This is a genomic window from Streptomyces sp. NPDC088116, from assembly GCF_044741745.1.
Classification (GTDB): domain Bacteria; phylum Actinomycetota; class Actinomycetes; order Streptomycetales; family Streptomycetaceae; genus Streptomyces.
In genome coordinates this window covers 756,505-775,172 of record NZ_JBIUTF010000002.1, presented here as the reverse complement: position 1 = coordinate 775,172, position 18,668 = coordinate 756,505, and the positions used below count along the sequence as shown (strand labels likewise).

At 72.3% G+C, this 18,668-nt stretch carries 13 protein-coding genes, 1 pseudogene and 1 riboswitch; of the genes and pseudogenes, 9 read left to right on the top strand and 5 right to left on the bottom strand.

The annotated features are described in order from the left end of the window. Positions 1-152: 152 nt before the first annotated feature. A complete protein-coding gene (locus ACIOJD_RS09690) occupies positions 153-1,538 on the bottom strand; it encodes a glycosyltransferase family 4 protein (protein WP_401910351.1) in 1,386 nt (461 codons plus the stop codon). A gap of 475 nt (positions 1,539-2,013) precedes the next feature. Here ACIOJD_RS09690 and ACIOJD_RS09685 point away from each other — a divergent pair, with 475 nt between their 5' ends. Further along, positions 2,014-3,243, top strand: coding sequence for a S8 family peptidase (locus ACIOJD_RS09685; protein WP_401910349.1), 1,230 nt, complete (start codon positions 2,014-2,016; stop codon positions 3,241-3,243). Positions 3,244-3,355: 112 nt separating this feature from the next. Here the strand turns inward: ACIOJD_RS09685 and ACIOJD_RS09680 are convergent, their stop codons facing one another. Then, positions 3,356-4,381 (bottom strand): DUF1259 domain-containing protein, encoded by a 1,026-nt coding sequence (locus ACIOJD_RS09680; RefSeq protein WP_401910347.1) that lies wholly within the window; start codon positions 4,379-4,381, stop codon positions 3,356-3,358. Positions 4,382-4,599: 218 nt separating this feature from the next. Further along, positions 4,600-4,661, top strand: a riboswitch (cobalamin riboswitch). 132 nt (positions 4,662-4,793) lie between these two features. Here ACIOJD_RS09680 and ACIOJD_RS09675 point away from each other — a divergent pair. The 5 genes from ACIOJD_RS09675 to ACIOJD_RS09655 all read left to right on the top strand — a co-directional run bounded on the left by ACIOJD_RS09675 (position 4,794) and on the right by ACIOJD_RS09655 (position 10,800). Next, positions 4,794-6,191 carry a prenyltransferase/squalene oxidase repeat-containing protein gene (locus ACIOJD_RS09675; RefSeq protein ID WP_401910345.1) on the top strand — a complete coding sequence of 466 codons (1,398 nt, stop codon included), beginning with the start codon at positions 4,794-4,796 and terminating at the stop codon, positions 6,189-6,191. A gap of 68 nt (positions 6,192-6,259) precedes the next feature. Beyond that, positions 6,260-6,907, top strand: a complete 648-nt coding sequence (locus ACIOJD_RS09670) for an SCO2322 family protein (protein ID WP_401911683.1) — start codon at positions 6,260-6,262, stop codon at positions 6,905-6,907. A 46-nt stretch (positions 6,908-6,953) separates the two neighbouring features. After that, a complete protein-coding gene (locus tag ACIOJD_RS09665; protein ID WP_401910342.1) occupies positions 6,954-8,165 on the top strand; it encodes an energy-coupling factor transporter transmembrane component T in 1,212 nt (403 codons plus the stop codon). Continuing rightward, entirely contained in the window at positions 8,162-9,937 is a 1,776-nt protein-coding gene (locus ACIOJD_RS09660; protein ID WP_401910339.1) for an ABC transporter ATP-binding protein, read from the top strand. The genes ACIOJD_RS09665 and ACIOJD_RS09660 overlap by 4 nt, the downstream gene beginning before the upstream one ends. After that, positions 9,934-10,800: an ECF transporter S component gene (locus ACIOJD_RS09655; protein WP_401910337.1), complete on the top strand. Its 867-nt coding sequence runs from the start codon at positions 9,934-9,936 to the stop codon at positions 10,798-10,800. Before ACIOJD_RS09660 ends, ACIOJD_RS09655 begins: the two co-directional genes overlap by 4 nt. 58 nt (positions 10,801-10,858) lie before the next feature. On the opposite strand, the gene ACIOJD_RS09650 is transcribed toward ACIOJD_RS09655, so the two are convergent. Beyond that, positions 10,859-12,994, bottom strand: a complete 2,136-nt coding sequence (locus tag ACIOJD_RS09650; RefSeq protein WP_401910334.1) for a bifunctional glycosyltransferase 87/phosphatase PAP2 family protein — start codon at positions 12,992-12,994, stop codon at positions 10,859-10,861. A gap of 393 nt (positions 12,995-13,387) precedes the next feature. On the opposite strand from ACIOJD_RS09650, the gene ACIOJD_RS09645 reads away from it, so the two are divergent. Continuing rightward, positions 13,388-14,056, top strand: a complete 669-nt coding sequence (locus ACIOJD_RS09645; protein ID WP_401910331.1) for an O-methyltransferase — start codon at positions 13,388-13,390, stop codon at positions 14,054-14,056. 87 nt (positions 14,057-14,143) lie between these two features. On the opposite strand, the gene ACIOJD_RS09640 is transcribed toward ACIOJD_RS09645, so the two are convergent. After that, positions 14,144-14,779: a hypothetical protein gene (locus ACIOJD_RS09640; RefSeq protein WP_401910328.1), complete on the bottom strand. Its 636-nt coding sequence runs from the start codon at positions 14,777-14,779 to the stop codon at positions 14,144-14,146. Between the two features lie 116 nt (positions 14,780-14,895). Here ACIOJD_RS09640 and ACIOJD_RS09635 point away from each other — a divergent pair. Then, positions 14,896-15,378 (top strand): annotated as a pseudogene (locus tag ACIOJD_RS09635) (GNAT family N-acetyltransferase); the annotation flags it as partial. Between the two features lie 86 nt (positions 15,379-15,464). On the opposite strand, the gene ACIOJD_RS09630 reads toward ACIOJD_RS09635, so the two are convergent. Further along, a complete protein-coding gene (locus ACIOJD_RS09630) occupies positions 15,465-17,513 on the bottom strand; it encodes a DHA2 family efflux MFS transporter permease subunit (RefSeq protein ID WP_401910325.1) in 2,049 nt (682 codons plus the stop codon). Positions 17,514-17,723: 210 nt separating this feature from the next. On the opposite strand from ACIOJD_RS09630, the gene ACIOJD_RS09625 reads away from it, so the two are divergent. Beyond that, on the top strand, positions 17,724-18,656 hold the full coding sequence (locus tag ACIOJD_RS09625) for a peptidoglycan-binding protein (protein ID WP_401910324.1): 933 nt from the start codon (positions 17,724-17,726) through the stop codon (positions 18,654-18,656). Positions 18,657-18,668: the final 12 nt, after the last annotated feature.

Below are 18,668 nucleotides of genomic sequence, written 5' to 3'. Positions count from 1 at the left end.
GTGGAGGGTGGAAAGGTCGTACGTACCCGGGGTCGGCGTCGAGGCCGTACGGACACGCGGAGCGCACACACACCGTACGAGCACCGCACCGGCGCGTGACGGCCACGGCCGGATCCACGGCCGCGGCTACGGCTTCCGCCACGGATACGGCGTCAGCGGGTGCTGCCACGGGCCGCGGCCACGGTACGCCCCGGCCGCCGGGCGCCCGCTCGCCGGGTGTCGGCAACCGGCCGCCGGGCCATCGCCGCCCGGTACAGCTCGGCCGTACCCTGCGCGGCCCTGGCCCAGGTGAACCGGGCCAGCACCCGCTCCCGTCCCGCCGCGCCCAGCCGGGCCCGCAGCTCCGCGTCACCGAGCAGCCGCCCCAGGGCGGCGGCCAGCGCGCCCGCGTCGCCCGGCGGAACGGCCAGACAGGTCTCGCCGTCGGGGCCGGCGACCTCGGGGATCGCGCCGCCGGTGGTGGCGACCAGTGGGGTACCGGTGGCCATCGCCTCGGCGGCGGGCAGCGAGAAGCCCTCGTACAGGGACGGCACACAGGCGATCTGCGCGCCACGGACCAGCGTGACCAGTTCGGCGTCGGTGATGCCCTTGACGAACTCGACGGCGCCTTCGAGCCCGTATCTCTCGATCGCCTGGGCGACAGGGCCGTCCTCGGCCCGCCTGCCGACCACCACCAGGTGTGCGGTGGGCTGTTCGGTACGGAGCTTGGCGAGGGCCTCGACGAGATGGACGAGGCCCTTGAGCGGGACGTCCGCGCTGGAGGTCGTGACGATCCGGCCCGCGATCTCGGGCACGGCCGGATCCGGCGAGAACAGGTCGGTGTCGGCACCGATGTGCACGACGTCTATACGGTCCGACGGCACCCCGAGATGGTCGGTGATCTCCTGCTTCGAGGAGCCGGAGACGGTGAGCACGGACGGCAGCCGGCGCGCGACGCGCTTCTGCATGTGGGTGAAGCCGTACCAACGGCGTACGGAGGCCCGCGCGCGCCAGTTCGCGGCGGCGTCCAGGTCCAGCCGCCGGTCGACGGTGATGGGGTGGTGGATGGTGGTGACCAGGGGCGCGCCGAGGTCCCCGAGGAGGCCGTATCCGAGCGTCTGGTTGTCGTGGACGACATCGAACTCGCCCGCGCGGGCGGTCAGATGGCGCCGGGCGCGGAGCGAGAACGTCAGCGGCTCGGGGAAGCCCCCGGTCCGCATCGTGACGACCTCGAGCGCGTCGATCCAGTCGCGGAACTCGCCGAGTCCCGGTGTACGGAAGGGGTCCGGCTGCCGGTAGAGATCGAGGCTGGCCAGTTCGGTGAGCGGTACGCCCTCGTCGAGTACGGGGTAGGGCTGGGCGCCGATCACCTCGACGCTGTGGCCCAGGCGGGCGAGTTCACGGGAGAGGTGGCGGACGTAGACGCCCTGGCCGCCGCAGAATGGATTCCCCTTGTAACTGAGAAGTGCGATACGCAACGGGCGGTCGTCGCCCGGGGACGCCGCTCCGGTGCCCTGGGGCTCCGCTCCGGTGCCCGCCTCCACAGCCTCAGCGGTCACTCTCGGCCCCCTTCTCACGGCACCCTCTGCGCTTGTTCCGTCTGTTGTTCCGCTTGTCGCCCGACTTGCTGTTCACTGCCCGACTTGCTGTGCGGCCCGCTGCTGTCTGACCCGCGGTCCGACTCGCGGTCCGACTCCGTGTTCCGCCGCCGTTCCGCCGCCGTTCCCTCTGCTGCCTCTTCGCCTCTTCGTCTCTTCGCCTGTTCGACGCCCGGCGGAGCGTAACCGCTGGCGATATTCCGCAACAAGTTGCCGCCGGGCGGCCTCGCCCGCTCGCCGACTGAGAATCTACCGGCAGGTAGCGTTGCCGTACGCGCCGCATCGGGTGATTCACGCCACGGCGCGCGTGCGCCGTGCCGCGCGGTCCGGAGCACGATGGCCCCTTGCTCCATCCGGCGGATACCGCTCAAGTCACGTGCACGCCGCAGCCGAAGGACGGGTGTTCGCACATCTCCGCAATACGCAAGGAGCACGCATGCGCTTGAGCAAGCGCTGGGCACCGGCCGCCCTTCTGCTACTCGTCCCCCTGATCGGCGGTACCGACGCCACGGCCAGCCCCATCCCGCTCCCCGGCCAGAGCCGCGTCCCGGTGGAGCGCTCGGCGGAAGCGGTCCCCGGGCAGTACATCGTCACCCTGAAGCCCGCGTTCTCGTCGGCCGGTGTGCTGCGGCAGCTCGGCATCAAGGCCCTGTTCACGTACGAGACGGTCCTGTCGGGGTTCGCCGCCACCCTCACCCCCGGCCAGTTGGGCCAGGTGCGCGCCCTGCCCGGCGTCGCGGCCGTGGAGGAGAACGGCGTCGTCTCGGTGGACCCGGCCCTGGCCGCGTCCAAGCCCGCGTCCGCGTCCAGGACCACGTCCGGATCCCGGCGGGCGCGGGTCACGCCCGGGAGTTGGGGGCAGGACCGGATCGACCAGCGGTATCTCCCGCTCGACAACGACTACGACGTGACCGGCACCGGCAAGGGGGTCAGCGCGTACATCGTCGACACCGGAATCGAGACGGGACACAGCGAGTTCGGCGGCCGGGCCACCGTCGGCCTCGACACCGTCGACGACGGCCGCAACGGCCAGGACTGCAACGGCCACGGCACCCATGTGGCGGGCACCACCGGCGGCGCGACCTACGGCGTGGCCCGCTCCGTCTCCCTCGTCGCGGTCCGTGTCCTCAACTGCAAGGGCAACGGCGACTGGGCCGGGGTCATCGCCGGTTTCGACTGGGTGGCCAAGCACGCCAAGAAGCCCGCGGTCCTCAACGCGTCCCTCGGCGGCCCCTCGTCGACCGCGGTCGACGCCGCCGCCAACGCGGTCACGGCAGCGGGCGTCCTGCCCGTCGTCGCGGCCGGCAACGACCACAAGGACGCCTGTACCGTCTCGCCGGCAGGTGCCGAGCAGGTGATCGCCGTGGGAGCCACCGACATCGAGGACCACGAGGCCAAGTTCAGCAACTACGGCAAGTGCCTCTGGACGTACGCACCGGGCGTCGCCATCGTCTCCGCCAAGCTCGGCGGAGGCTCCGTCGCGCTCAACGGCACCTCGATGGCGAGCCCTCATGTCGCCGGTGTCGCGGCGCTCTACAAGGAGAAGCACCCGGACGCCGACCCGAAGTCCGTCGCCCTCTGGATCGCACGGCAGTCCACCAAGTACATCGTGTCGCCCATCGGCGCGGACTCACCGAACCGCCTCCTCTACACGGACGGGCTCTGACGGCTCGATGACGCCCTGAGGCGATGAGGCGCTGACGGCGTTCCGAAGCCGGTCCGAGTGGGCCGACTCCACGACGGAGTCGGCCCATTCGGCCGTGCCGGTGCGACCGCTGTCACCCGGCGCCCTCACCGGTCGCCGTGACGTTCGTGGCGTCCACCGCCGGGCGCAGGGCGCGGGCGAGCTTGACGGCGTCGTCCACGGCCCAGAAGTGGGTGAAGAACAGCCGGGGTTCGTCCGTCAGGCCGTGATTGTGGAGTTCGACGATGCTGATCTTGCCGCGTCGCAGGGCCTTGAGGACATGCTGGACCTCTCCGGCGACCATGGCGAAGTCACCGTTGAGCGCGGCCCTGCCGTCGCCGAGGGGCTGGAAGTTGAAGGCCGTGGTGGAACCCAGACCAGGGGGCAGCACCATGCCGTTGTCGACAATGGTCTCGCGGCGGATGAAGACGCAGTTGTAAACCCCCGCGATGCGACGGCCCTTGGCGCCCAGCGCGGCGTCGATCCCGGCGGTGTCGAGATCGACGGGCTGTGGCGGCGCGGGAGGCTCGGCGGGCGGGGTCCCCGTGCAGTCGAGTGCCGCGCGCAGCCTGCGGGCCAGGTCCACCGGGTCGTGCCCGTGCGCGTGGACATGGGTCCACCAGACGTCGGGGGTCTGGGCGAGCAGATGCTTGTGGAGCGCCGTCTGCTCGATCCGGTGCTTCTGCAGAGCGTCGGTGGTCCGCTGCAACTCCCGCTCGGTGAGCACCAGATCGCCCATGAGCATCACACTGCCGTCGTCGTAGCGGACGAAGCTCACGTGCGAGCCCAGGGCGAGTCCCGGTGAGACGGTGACGCCGTAGGAGACCACGTGCAGGTCCCCGCGTGGAAAAGGCGTGTGGTACATGACCCCGCGCAGCAGGTCGCCGGGACGGCCCAGCGCCTTCGCGACGCCACGCCAGTCCGCCAGGGTGGTGGGCACCGGTTCGGTCGACCGCCCGCCGTCCGCCCCGGCCTTCCCGCCGGGCGCGGCGCGGGCCGTGGTCGCCCCCGCTCCCGCGCCCACTCCCGCCAGCACCGGCGCCAGGGCCGCCGCGGTCAGCAGCCGGCGCCGTGGAGTGGCCGGGCGCGTGTACGTGTCCCGCTGTCGGTTTCCGCTCATCACATGAGCACCTCCCTGTGCGATCGAAACACGCGACGGCGAAGGCGTCGTGGGGAACGAGGGCCGGATGGACCAGTGCGGTCCGCCGGGGCCGGCCGGGCAAAGGGGCCCGCCCCACCGTCCCCGGCCGGATCCGGACCGGGGAGGCGTCCGGCCGGGGACGGTGGGGCGGGGGCCGGTAGAGTGGGCGCGTCGTCATCATGCCCGTACGGGGGAAAGCCGGTGCGAAACCGGCGCTGACCCGCAGCCGTGAGCCGCTGTCGCAGGCGGTGAGCCGGAATGCTCCGTACAGCTCATGACCGGCTCGTGCCATCGGAAACCGCCGGTGGTCGGCATCGTCGAGGTTTACGGAGCCGGAGCCTGGTGCCTCAGTGTGCCTGTGCCCCCGGCCGCAGGAGAGGCTCAGCCGCCCATGACCACCGTTCGCCGTTGCGCGGCCGCGCTCGCCGCATCCGTCGTGCTCTGCGTGGCCGTCGTTCCGGCCGCCCACGCCGGAGGCGACGTACCCCCGGCTCCCTCCGGGTCCGGTTCCGATACCGATGTGCCGCCCACCGCGCCCTCCCCCGCCGAGTCCCCCGATCCCTCCGAGTCCTCCGGGGCCCCTGAGTCCTCCGATTCCGCACCTGCCACACCGGCCCCTTCGCCCTCTCCGGTCAAGCTTCCGCCGGGGCTGTACGGCGACAAGGACCCCACGTACGACGGGGTGTGGCGCCAGTCGATGGCGATGCTGGGCCAGTTCGCGGCGGGTGTCAGGCCCTCGAACCAGGCCGTGGCCTGGCTCAAGGGCCAGCAGTGCGCCAACGGCGCCTTCCCCACGTACCGCGCCGATCCCACCAAGCCCTGCGACGCCAGGACCGCCGTCGACTCCAACGCCACCGCGACCGCCGTCCAGGCGCTCTCCACTCTCGGCGGCCAGCGGCCCCCCATGGACAAGGCCCTGAACTGGCTGCGCTCCGTGCAGAACAAGGACGGCGGCTGGAGCTACACCCCCGGCACCCCGAGCGACGCGAACTCCACCTCCCTCGTGATCGCCGCGCTGGTCACCGCGGGCGTACGGCCCAGCTCGATGCGGTACGGGAGGTCCCCCGAGGGCAAGCACGCCTACGACGCGCTGGAGAGCCTGTCGATTCCCTGCGGCCCGGGAGCGGACGCGGGTGCCTTCGCGTACCAGCCGGACAAGTCCGGGAGGCTCAGCGCCAACGACGACGCCACGGCGGCGGCCGTGCTCGGCGCGATCGGCAAGCGGCTGGTGTCCGGGCCGGTGAAGGACGGAGGCCGCGAGCCGTCCTGCGTACGCAGGGCGAACCCCTCCCCGGAGCGTGTGGCCCGTAACGGCGCCGCCTACCTGGCTTCCGCGCTCGCGGCGTCCGGGCACCTCGACCAGCCGCCGATGCCCGGCGCCGACGACAGCACGCCGCGGCCCGATGTCGGCAACACCGCCGACGCGGTCGTCGCCCTGACGACCGCCGGGTACGGGGACCAGGCGACCGGCGCGCTGGAGTGGCTGAAGCGGAACTCCGGCGCCTGGGCGCAGGAGAACGGTCCGGCCGCCTACGCCCAGCTGATCATCACCGCCCACGCGACGGACACGGATCCGCGCAACTTCGGCGGTATCGACCTCGTACAGCGGCTGAACGCGACCGGTCCCACCCCGACGGCCGTGGCGTCCGCGACCGCTCCGGCCGTCGCGGAGAGCGGGATCGACGGCGGCTCAGGGCGCATCGTCCTGTGGGTCGTCGGCTTCGGTCTGATCGCGTTCGTCGGACTCGGTTTCCTGGTCGGCAACCGCAGGAAGACGCGACAGCCGTGACCGGCGCCCGGTCCTTCCCGTTCTCCACCTCCCTCGCTCTCCCGCTGGTGCTCTCCCTCGTCGGCCTCATGCTGGGGCTCGGCGCCGGGAGCGCGCAGGCGGCCGGTTACCGCTACTGGTCGTTCTGGGACGGCCGCGACGGGCAGTGGGCCTACGCCACCGAGGGCCCGGCCACCGCACGACCCGCCGACGGTGAGGTCAGCGGCTTCCGCTTCTCGGTGAGCGCGGACAGCGCCGACGCGGCCCGGCCCCGCGGGACACCCGACTTCCGGGCCGTCTGCGGCAACACCCCGGCGAAGGACGGCCGCAAGCGGATCGCGGTCGTCATCGACTCCGGTACGGCGGCCGACGCCCCGGGCGGGGAACGGCCGCCCGCTCCGCGGGTGCGGTGCGCCCGGGTCGGCGAGGACGCGACCGCCGCCGAGGCCCTCGCCTCGGTGGCGAAGCCGCTGCGCTACAACGGCCAGGCGCTGCTCTGCGCGATCTCCGGCTATCCGGCGTCGGGCTGCGGCGAACAGGTGCGGGGAGGGGAACGGGAGTCGGACGGAGAGCCGACGCCACAGGCCACCCCCACCCCCACCTCCACTCCTACGCCGGCAACCGCCGACGGTGGAAATGGCGGCGGCGGCCCGTCCGTCGGTGTCTTCGCCGGCATCGCCGCGGTGGTGGCCCTCGGTGCCGCCGGGATCTGGCAGTCCCGCCGTCGGCGCGGATGAACCGGCCGTACGTCATGAGCCCGCTGTACGGCATGAGGCGACCCCGATGAGCCGCGTCGCGGACCCCCGTCGAGCAGACCGCCGTAGGGCAGACCGCCGCGGAGGAGACCGCCGTGGAGGAGAGGCGAGCCGTCTCCGCCACCCCTCCTCGTTCCGCGCTCCCGAGGCGAACCGCTCCAACGCCCTGCATTCCGGCGCCTGGTGGCTCTGGGCGCTCGGGCTCGCCGTCGCCGCCTCCCGTACGACCAACCCGCTGCTCCTCGGCCTGCTGGTCGGTGTCGCGGGCTATGTGGTGGCGGCGCGCCGTACCGCCGCGCCCTGGGCCCGTTCGTACGGTGCCTTCGTCAAGCTCGCCCTGGCCGTCATCCTCATCCGGCTGCTGTTCTCGGTCGCCCTCGGCTCCCCGGTCCCGGGCTCGCACCTGCTGGTCACCCTGCCCGAACTGCCCCTGCCCGACTGGGCGGCAGGCATCCGGATCGGCGGCCGGGTGACGGCGGAGCAACTGGCCTTCGCGCTGTACGACGGCGCGAAACTGGCCACGCTGCTGATCTGCGTGGGCGCTGCGAACGCGCTCGCCAACCCGGCCCGGCTGCTCAAGTCCCTGCCGGGCGCGCTGTACGAGGCCGGGGTCGCCGTCGTCGTGGCCATGACCTTCGCGCCGAACATGGTCGCCGATGTCGTGCGGCTGCGGACCGCCCGCCGGCTGCGCGGCCGTCCCACCGGCGGGGTGAAGGCGGTGCTCCAGATCGGACTGCCGGTCCTGGAAGGCGCGTTGGAGCGGTCGGTCGCGATCGCGGCCTCGATGGACGCGCGCGGATACGGCCGTACGGCCGAGGTCCCGCCCGCCGTACGGCACACCACCAGCGTCCTCACGCTCGGCGGACTGCTGGGCGTCGCGGCCGGTTCGTACGGGCTGCTCGCCGCGCGGGGCGCCGGGTACGGAGTGCCGCTGCTGGCCGTCGGGCTCGCCGCCGCGGTGGCCGGGCTGTGGCTCGGCGGCCGGCGCTCCGTGCGTACCCGCTACCGCCCCGACCGCTGGGGTGTGCGCGCCTGGCTGGTCGCGGGGTCCGGCGCGGCCGTCGCGGCGCTGATGATCCGGGCGGGCGGCACCGATCCGGCGGCTCTGCACCCCGGCGTCGTACCGCTGGTGGCGCCGACGCTGCCGCTGTGGCCCGCGGCGGGGGCGCTGATCGGTCTGCTGCCCGCGTTCGTGGCACCGGTACCCGCACCACCACCCCCGAGGGAGCCGACGCCGTGATCAGGTTCGAGCAGGTGTCGGTGGTGTACGAAGGCGCCTCCGCGCCCACCGTCGGCGGCGTCGATCTCACCGTGCCCGAGGGCGAACTGGTGCTGCTCGTCGGTCCGTCCGGTGTCGGCAAGTCGACACTGCTGGGGACGGTGTCCGGGCTCGTCCCGCACTTCACGGGCGGCACGCTGCGCGGCCGGGTCACCGTCGGCGGCCGGGACACCCGTACCCACAAGCCGCGTGAACTCGCCGATCTGGTCGGCACGGTGGGCCAGGACCCGCTCGCCCACTTCGTCACCGACACCGTCGAGGACGAGCTGGCATACGGCATGGAGTCGCTCGGCCTGGCCCCCGACGTGATGCGGCGCAGGGTCGAGGAGACGCTGGATCTGCTGGGCCTGGCGGAGCTGCGCGACCGGCCGATCGCGACGCTCTCGGGCGGGCAGCGCCAGCGGGTCGCGATCGGTTCGGTCCTGACCCCACACCCCAAGGTGCTCGTCCTCGACGAGCCGACCTCGGCGCTGGACCCGGCGGCGGCCGAGGAGGTGCTGGCGGTGCTGCAACGGCTGGTGCACGACCTCGGGACGACCGTACTGCTGGCCGAGCACCGGCTGGAGCGGGTGGTCCAGTACGCCGACCAGGTCATCCTCCTTCCCGGCCCCGGACGACCTCCGGTCGTCGGCGGTCCCGAGGAGGTCATGGCGGTGTCGCCGGTGTATCCGCCGGTGGTGGCGCTGGGCCGGCTGACCGGCTGGGAGCCGCTGCCCCTGTCCGTACGGGACGCCCGGCGCAGGGCGTCGGGGCTGCGGGAACGGCTGGCGGGGACGGAGCCCGTGGCGGTGGTTCCGGCGTTGGCCGAGGTGCCCGGACAGGCCCCGGTGAGGGCTTCTGCGACGGCGCGAACACCGGCCGCCGCCCGTCCATCCGCGCTCGCCAGGTTGCTGCGCCGCCGTCCGAAGACGGCGGCGCAGGATGAGGGCGCGGCGGACCGGACCGAACGGCAGTCCCGGCCTCTCACCCTCGCCGTCGTCACGGATCTCGACGTACGGCGCGACCGGATCGAGGCCCTGCGCCGGGTCTCGCTGACCGTCGCGCCGGGCGAGACCATCGCGCTGATGGGCCGTAACGGCGCGGGCAAGTCCACCCTGCTCGCCGCGCTGGTCGGCATGGTCGAACCGGCCTCCGGCAGCGTCCTCGTCGGTGGCCGCACCCCCCACCGCACGCGGCCGGGCGAGCTGATCCGCCAGGTCGCTCTGGTGCCGCAGGAGCCGCGCGATCTGCTGTACGCCGACACAGTCGCCGCCGAGTGCGCCGCGGCGGACGACGACGCGGGTGCCCCGCCGGGCAGATGCCGGGCGCTGGTCCGCGAGCTGCTGCCGGATGTGACGGACACGACCCACCCGCGTGACCTCTCCGAGGGGCAGCGGCTGGCGCTGGCCCTGGCCGTCGTCCTGACCGGCCGGCCTCCGCTGCTGCTCCTGGACGAACCGACACGCGGACTGGACTACGCGGCGAAGTCCCGTCTCGTCGGGATACTGCGCGCTCTGGCGGCCGACGGCCACGCGATCGTCCTGGCGACCCACGATGTCGAACTGGCCGCCGAACTGGCCCACCGCGTGGTGATCCTGGCCGACGGCGAGATCGTGGCGGACGGCCCGACACCCGAGGTGGTGGTGTCGTCCCCGGCGTTCGCGCCCCAGGTCGCGAAGGTCATGGCGCCGCGGGAGTGGCTGACGGTGACCCAGGTCCGTACGGCACTGGCGGCGACAGAGGGAGCACCGTGACACCCGCCGTGGCACCCGCGACGACGGCTGTCCCGCAGGCGCGCGCCGTACGGCTCGGGCCGCGTGCGGTCTGTGCCCTCGTCCTGATCAGCGCGGTCGGGGTGATCGCCTTCGGCTGGCCGCTGCTCGCCGACTCCGCGTCCGGACTCGCGCACTCCCGGGACGCGCCGTGGCTCTTCGCCGTGCTCCTGCCCCTCCTCGTGGCGGTCGTCGTCGCGACGATCGCCGACGCCGGTCTGGACGCCAAGGCGGTCGCGATGCTGGGGGTGCTGGCCGCCGTGGGCGCGGCGCTGCGTCCGCTGGGCGCGGGAACGGCGGGGCTGGAGCCCATGTTCTTCCTGATGGTGCTGAGCGGCCGGGTCCTCGGACCGGGCTTCGGGTTCGTCCTCGGGTCGGTCACGATGTTCGCGTCGGCGCTGCTGACGGGCGGGGTCGGGCCGTGGATGCCGTTTCAGATGCTGGCGATGGGCTGGTTCACGATGGGCGCCGGTCTGCTGCCGGGCCCGGACCGGCTGCGTGGCCGGGGTGAGCTGCTGATGCTCGCTGTGTACGGCGCCGGTGCGGCGTTCGCGTACGGCACGATCATGAACCTTCAAGGGTGGACGTACATCGGCGGGCTCTCCTCCGGCGTCTCCTTCCACCCCGGCGACCCGGTGCCGGACAACGTGGTGCGCTTCCTCGCGTACTGCGCGGCGACTTCGTTCGGCTGGGACCTGGGGCGGGCGGTACTCACCGTCGTACTGACCCTGACGATCGGTACGACGGTGCTCAAGGCGCTGCGGAGGGCGACGCGCCGGGCGGCGTTCGAGGCGGAGGGGACGTTCGAGACGGAGAGAGCCGGTCGAGGCGGAGGGGGCGGCTGAGGCGGAGGGGGCAGAAGAGGTCCGTCGCCCGGTCCCATCCCGCCCCGCGGGCCGCGACCTATCCCGGCTCGCGCGCGCCCTTCCCCGCCGGGACGGACGCACCGTCACCCGCGTCCGTCGCGGCCATACCATCACCCGCGTCCGTCGCGGCCGTACCGCCACCCGCGTCCACGGCGGCCGTACCGCCACCCGCGCCCTCCCCCGTCGGGAACGGGTCGTCCTTCGTCCCCTGCCGCGGCAGCAGCTTCCGCGGCCCCGCCAGCAGATACGTCAGCGCGAAGCCCGCCCCCACGACCGCCGCACCGCCCACCGCGTCCAGGACCCAGTGATTCGCGGTGCCGATGATCGCGCACACCGTGAACAGCGGGTGCAGCAGACCGAGCAGCTTCATCCACGGCTTGGGTGCCAGCACCACGATCACCACACCGAACCACAGCGACCAGCCGAAGTGCAGCGACGGCATCGCCGCGTACTGGTTGGTGAGCGCCGTCAGCGCCCCGTAGTCCGGGTTGGTGAGGTCCTGCGGACCGTGCACGGTGTCGATGAAGCCGAGGCCCGGCATCAGGCGCGGCGGGGCCAGCGGGTAGAACCAGAAGCCGATCAGCGCGAGGACCGTGGCGAAGGCGAGCGAGGTACGGGCCCAGCGGTAGTCGGCGGGACGGCGTGCGTACAGGACACCGAGGAGCGTCAGCGGCAGCACGAAGTGGAACGACGTGTAGTAGAAGTTGAGGAAGTCCTCGGCCCACTTCGCGTTCACGACCACGTGGTTGAACCAGTGCTCGATGTCGATCCCCAGCGCCTGTTCGACGGAGTGGATCCGGCGGGCGTTTGTCTCCGCCGCCTCACGGCCGCCCGTCGCGGCGAGGCGGATGTGGGAGTAGACCGAGTAACCGACGCGGATGGCCAGCAGTTCGAGCAGCAGGTTCGGGCGGTCGAGCAGCCGTCTCCAGAACGGTGCCAGCGGAACACGGCTCCACCGCGCGGGCGCGGCCTGCGCGTACTGGGTGGGAACGGGCTTGTCGAAGTACGGCGAGGTGCGCAGCAGGAACGGTACGCCGCAGGCCGCCGCCAGCGCCGCGATCAGCAGCACGTTCTCCCGCACGGGAGCCAGCGCCGCCATGGTCGGCAGCAGCATCTTGCCCGGCAGCGTCATCACCAGCACCACGAACGCCGGCCACACCAGCCGGTCCCTGGCCTTCGTGCCGACCCGGCCGACCACCGCCAGCAGCACCCACAGCAGTTGGTGCTGCCAGGCCGTCGGCGAGACCGCGACCGCGACGCAGCCGGTCAGCGCGACGGCGAGCAGCAGCTGACCGTCCTGGGCGTAGCGGACCGCGCGGCGCAGCCCGAGGAAGACGACGGCGGCGGCCAGGGCGGCGAAGAGCACGACTTCCAGGGGCCCTTCCAGGCCGATCCTGAGCAGCGCGCCGTGCAGGGACTGGTTGGCGAGGGAGTCCGGTCGTGCGCCCAGGCCCGCGCCCGCCACGTGGTGCACCCAGTACGCCCACGAGTCGCCGGGCAGCGCCGCCCAGGTGAGGGCCGTGCCGACGGCGAAGGTCCCGGCCGCCGTCACGGCGGCCTTCTTACGGCCCGTCAGCCACAGCAGCGGCGCGAAGAGCAGAACGGCGGGCTGAAGGGCGGCGCCGATGCCGATGAGGATTCCGGAGCCGCGTTCGCCGCGTACGACGAAGCAGCCGACCAGCACCAACAGGACGGGAATGATGCTGGTCTGGCCGAGCGAGAAGCTGTTGCGGACCGGCAGGGACAGCATGAGCAGGCTGATCGTGACCGGCGCGGCCAGCAGTCCCGTACGGCGCGAGACGCGGCCCGGCAGGGCGCGGGCCACGACCAGGCCGAGGGCGACGACCAGCAGCAGCGTCCCGAGGGTCCACGCGATCCCGAGGCTCTGCTCGGCCGAGCGGGCCAGGGGTTTGAGGACGAGTCCGGCGAACGGCGTTCCGGTGAACGTCCCCGTGTCGTACAGCGAACCGGCCACGTGCAGCACGCCGTTGTCGCCGATCCAGGTCTCCAGATCGGTCAGCCGCTCGCCGGGTGGCTGCCGGAGCACCGCCGCCGCCTGTCTTATCGCCAGCACCGCGGCGACCAGCCAGAGGAGCGCGCGGGCCGTACCGAACCCGCTTTCCGCCGTACCTGCCGCCGCACCGCCGTGCACGCTGTGCTCCGCATTCACCACGCCGCGCCGACCCTCCGTCCGAAATCGCCGTCCCTGGGGCATAGAGCCTCGCACTGTCCCGTCGGAAAGACTCAGGCAACCCCCACTTAGCCTGACTGTCATCCCGGTTTTGTCTCCATGCCCACACTCGGGTGACGGCGAACGAGGCGGGACGCACGGGGACTCGGGGAATGTCCGGTACGCGAGGGGTGCCCGGTGCGCGGGGCGCAACAGGCGTACGGAGCATAGCGGGGGCGACGACATCGCACCGAAACACGCAGGCGGCCGTGCGGGGGCCGGTGGAGCCGGTCCGCCTCCACGCATCAGCGGTGGTGTACGACGATCATCCGCTTCCGGAGCCCGCAGGAGGAGAAACTGTCCCCGGACCATTCCGGTACGAGCGAGAGGCGCCTCATGTCCCAGGAGCAGTGGAACGCGGTCGACCAGTACTTCACCGATCAGCTCGCCCCCGCCGACGAAGTGCTCTCGGCGGCCCTCGACGCGAGTACGGCGGCCGGCCTGCCCGCCATCAATGTCACCCCGAACCAGGGCAAGCTGCTGCACCTGCTCGCCCGTGTGCAGGGCGCCCGTACCGTCCTGGAGATCGGCACGCTCGGCGGCTACAGCACCATCTGGCTCGCGCGTGCGTTGCCCGAGGGCGGCCGGCTGGTCTCCCTGGAGTACAACCCCGTCCACGCCGACGTGGCCCGCGCCAATCTCGCGCACGCCGGACTCGACGCGATCGCCGAAGTCCGGACGGGGGCCGCGCTGGACTCACTCGCCGGCCTGGCGGCCGAGGACGCGGGCCCGTTCGACTTCGTCTTCATCGACGCGGACAAGCCCAACAACCCGCACTACCTGGAGTGGGCGGTGAAGCTGACCCGGCCGGGCAGTGTCATCGTCTGCGACAACGTCGTACGGGGCGGAGCGGTCATCGACGCGGAGAGCACCGACGCCACGGTACGCGGCACCCGGAACATGATCGAGCTGATGGCGGGGAATCCACGGTTGTCCGCGACCGCGGTCCAGACGGTGGGCAGCAAGGGATACGACGGCTTCGCGCTCGCCCGCGTACTGGGCTGACAGGCCCCGCACTACGCACGACACCGTCGCTCAGGGACGGACGGAGGCGGCGGGCCGTCCCTTGCCCGCCGCCTCCGGGTTCATGAGTCACACACCGGTCCCTTTGGGCCGCAGCGAAAGAGTCCCGTTCCGGCCGGCGCTCCTCCTGCCGCCCCGGGGGCGGCTCCGGCCGCTCTTCTCCGGGTGGCCCAGGACCAGTTGCTCGAAGAGTTCGCGCGCGCCGACCAGCGCCCGGCGCAGTTCCTCCGTGTCCGTGCCGCCGCTGTCCCCCGAGGCCGCGTGGTGCACCCTGCGAAAGCCGTCCACCTGATGGGCGTGGTGTACGGAGAGGGCGTCGAGCTGGTCTTCGTACCGCGCGCCGGCGGGGTAGCCGCACTCCTCCGCGAGCCGGGCCAGCAGCTGTTCCGCCTCGGCGATCGCCTCCCTCGGGGAGTCGACAAAGCGTTCCTGGAGTCCGGCCCAGTGGGCCACGTAGAGTTCGCGCTGCTCGGCGGAGAGGCGCTGCGGCCGCAGGTCGCCGTGGCGCTGGACCCGTTCGGCCAGTTCGCGCTCGGCGGCCTTGATGTCGCCGTCGTGCCGGGCGGCGACCCGGTCGTACTCCGGGCCGAACCGGCGCTTCAGTCCCATGCGCCCGCGGTCCCTGCCGGGTCCCGCGTACAGGAACACGGCCATGACGATCAGGAATGCCACGATCAGAGCGACAATGATCATAACTGGGGACATGTGGGCCTTCCTGGCTTCTCGGTTCGACTCGTCCGGTCACGTAACGCGTCGTTCTTCACAGCGGGTTGCCCCTAATCCGTTGGCCAAACAGTCCGGCGCCCGGATAGAGAGAAGCCATGAAGACCCTGAACTGGTCCGTGCGCCCGGAGCCCTTCGGCACCCCCGAAGCCACCCTCCTGCGCCGCGCGTACTACGCGGAGGTGGCCGGCCGCTATTGGGGACGGCCCGCGACCACGGTGGAGATCGACCAGGGGCTCGCGGACGATCCGCCCGACCGACTCACCCCGCCCACGGGTCAGTTCGTCGTCGGACGGTACGGCGGCGAGGCCGCGTGCTGCGGCGGGCTGCGGATGCTCGACGCGCGGACGGCGGAGCTGACGCGGGTGTACGTGAGCCCCACCGCACGCGGCACCGGAGGCGGCGGCGCACTGCTGGCAGCCCTGGAGCACGCCGCGCGCGGGCTCGGGGCGCGCGAACTCGTCCTCGACACCCGGCTGGATCTGGTCGAGGCGCGGGGGCTGTACGTGAAGCACGGCTTCCGGGAGATCCCGGCGTACAGCTCGGGACCGTACGCGGAGATCTGGTACGGCAAGGAACTCACGGCCCACGCGACGGACAAGAGCCAGGCCGTGTGGATCTTGCCGGTCTCGCGTGCCCTGCCGCCGCGCCTGAAGAGACGTGATCCCTAAGCCGCGTGGTCCCTCGGCGGCTCGGGCATGCGCGGCCGTTCGCTCTCCGAGCCGCACATCTCACCGCTCAACTCCTCCACCAGCCCCACCAGATCCGTCGGCCGGTCCGGCCCCCACCAGTCCCCCAGCAGTTCCGTCAGGGACTCCTCGCGCGCCTTCGCCAACGCCTCCGCCGCCTGCTCGCCCCGCTCCGTGAGCACCAGGTCGAGGCCCTCGCGGCGGGCCAGTCCGCGCTCCTCCACCTGCCGCGACGCGTCGGTGACGGAGGTGAGCGACACGGGCAGGGTCTCCACCAGCGCGGCCGGCCGGACCGAGCCGTGGCGCCGGATGCGCAGCAGCAGCCAACTGGCCGCCGGGAGCAGGTCGTACCCCGCCTTCGCCGTCATCGTCACGTAGATCTGGTGTCGTCCCTCGCGCGTGCCGAGGACCGACAGGGCGCGCGCGACCTCGTCGCGCGAGGAGCGCTCGACCGGGTTGGACGCGAGGGTCTCGGTGGCCTCCGGGGCGGTCACCGAGCCGCGCAGCGTGTCCTCCTTGAGGAACCAGGCGAAGAGGAAGGCGAGGCACACGACCGGTACGGCGTACAGGAAGACGTCGGTGATGGACGTCGCGTACGCGTGCAGTACGCCGGACCGCAGCGCGGGCGGCAGCTTGCCGACGGCCCGGGGGTCGGCGGACAGCGTGCTCGGTGCCATGCCGGGCGGCAGCGGTTTTCCGGCGAGGGCGTGGGTCAGTCTGCCGTTGAGCAGGTTGGTGAAGATCGTGCCGAAGATGGCGACGCCGAACGACGCGCCGATGGAGCGGAAGAAGGTGGCGCCCGAGGTGGCGACGCCGAGATCCTGGTAGCCGACGGAGTTCTGGACGACCAGCACCAGGACCTGCATGACCAGCCCCAGGCCCGCTCCGAAGACGAAGAAGTACGCGCTCATGACCCAGGTGCCGCTGAATTCCGTGAGCTGGTGGAGCAGCAGCAGGCCGACGGCGGTGATGCCGGTGCCGAGGATGGGGAAGACCTTCCAGCGGCCGGTACGGCTGACGATCTGCCCGGACAGGGTGGAGGTGATCAGCAGGCCGAGCACCATGGGCAGCAGATGCACGCCGGACAGGGTGGGCGTCACGCCCTGCACCACCTGGAGGAATGTCGGCAGGTAGGTCATCGCGCCGAACATCGCGAAGCCGACGATGAAGCTGATGACCGCGACCAGCGTGAAGGTCCGGAGCCGGAAGAGCCGTAGCGGCAGGACGGGTTCGGCCGCGCGCCGTTCGACCCGGATGAAGACGGCGAGCAGGATCACGGCGAGGACGGCGAGGCCGATGATCTCGCCCGAGCCCCAGGCCCAGGTGGTGCCGCCGAGGGAGGCGACCAGCACCAGGCAGGTGGCGACGGACGCGATCAGGAAGGTTCCGAGGTAGTCGATGGTGTGCTTGGTCGCGCGTACGGGGATGTGCAGGACGGCGGCGATGACGAGCAGCGCGACGATGCCGATGGGCAGGTTGATGTAGAAGACCCAGCGCCAGCTGAGGTGCTGGGTGAAGAAGCCGCCGAGCAGCGGGCCCAGGACGCTGGTCGCGCCGAAGACGGCGCCGAACAGCCCCTGGTACTTGCCGCGTTCGCGTGGCGAGACGATATCGCCGACGATCGCCATGGACAGCACGATCAGCCCGCCGCCGCCCAGTCCCTGGAGCGCGCGGAAGCCGATGAGCTGGGGCATGTTCCGCGCGATTCCGCAGAGGACGGAACCGATGAGGAAGATGACGATGGCCGTCTGGAAGAGCTTCTTGCGGCCGTACTGGTCACCGAGCTTGCCCCACAGCGGCGTGGCGGCGGTCGAGGCCAGCAGATAGGCGGTGACGACCCAGGACAGGTGCTCCAGTCCGCCGAGGTCGCTGACGATGGTCGGCAGGGCGGTGGAGACGATGGTCTGGTCGAGCGAGGCGAGCAGCAGGCCCATGAGCAGGGCGCCGATGGCGACCAGGACGGTACGCGGATTTCGGCCCTCGCCGGGAGTTGGACTGACCGTGGGGGTGCTCACTTCCTGGGTCATGGGGACATCTCCTCGGGATACGGGCCGCTTCTCTGGATACGGTCCGCCAAGACTCCATCCTGTCTGTTCTATTCCGTTCTGTCCCGTTGTGGCCTGCCGGGCGGTTACCGGGTGGGGGCCGGAGTCCCCGGGTGTCACCCGCCGTTCGAAAAGGGCCTGCATAATCGGCGGCAGTTCAGGGGGAGGCAGTTCAAGGGGAGGGAACCCACGTTGACCGGACAGCTCTGCCCCGCGTGCGGTGCGCCGCGAACCGCGACGGGCGAACCGGGCCGCGACGGCGGTGACAGTCGCGACGGCGGTGGCGGCTGCGATTGCGCCGCGCGGGCCGCGCGCGCCGTACAGGCCGGACGCTCCGAGGAGATCGCGGCGGAGGTCGCGGCGACGGAGGACTTCCATACGCTGCGCATGCGCCCGTACGTGACGCTCGACGCGCGGGGCGACACCCGGGGGACCTTCCGCACGGCGGGCCCGCTGCCACCCCTGGCCGTACCGAAGAACTCCGCCGGACCCCCACCCGTCGCGGACGTCACCCCGGAGCCGCGGCCGGCTCGCCGTAAGCCGCTCCGGGCGGTGGCGATCGGCGCGGCGGTGGTGGCGGTGATCGGTACGGCGGCGTTCGTCGGGGGCCTGTTCGAAGGGGACGACGGGGCGGCTCGCGCACTGCCGAAGGAGACGTATACGGGAGCGCCGGCACCGGACGCCGTGACACGGGAAGCGTCCGCGTCACCCACGCCGCCGGAGAAGCCGTCCGCGTCGCCGACACCGTCGGCCACGAGATCCGCCTCCCCGCCCCCTTCCACGTCGAGCCCGGCCACGCCACAGGCGCCTCCCCCGGCCCGTACGACGCCCAGGCCCTCGCCGAGGCCCACGACGCAGGCCCCGGAGCGGCCCGACCAGCCCCCGGCGGGCGCTTCACTGCGCCCCGGGGACTCGGGCCCGGAGGTCTTCGCGCTCCAGCGGCGCCTGGCCGAGATCCGGCTCTTCCGGGGACAGCCGGACGGAAAGTACGACCAACGTGTCGAGGGCGGGGTGCGCGTCTACCAGTCGTACCGGCAGATCGAGGGCGATCCGGCGGGCGTCTACGGACCGAACACCCGGAAGGCCCTGGAGGCGGAAACCCAGGGCAGGGGTGGCCATCGCTGATCTCGTTTGTAT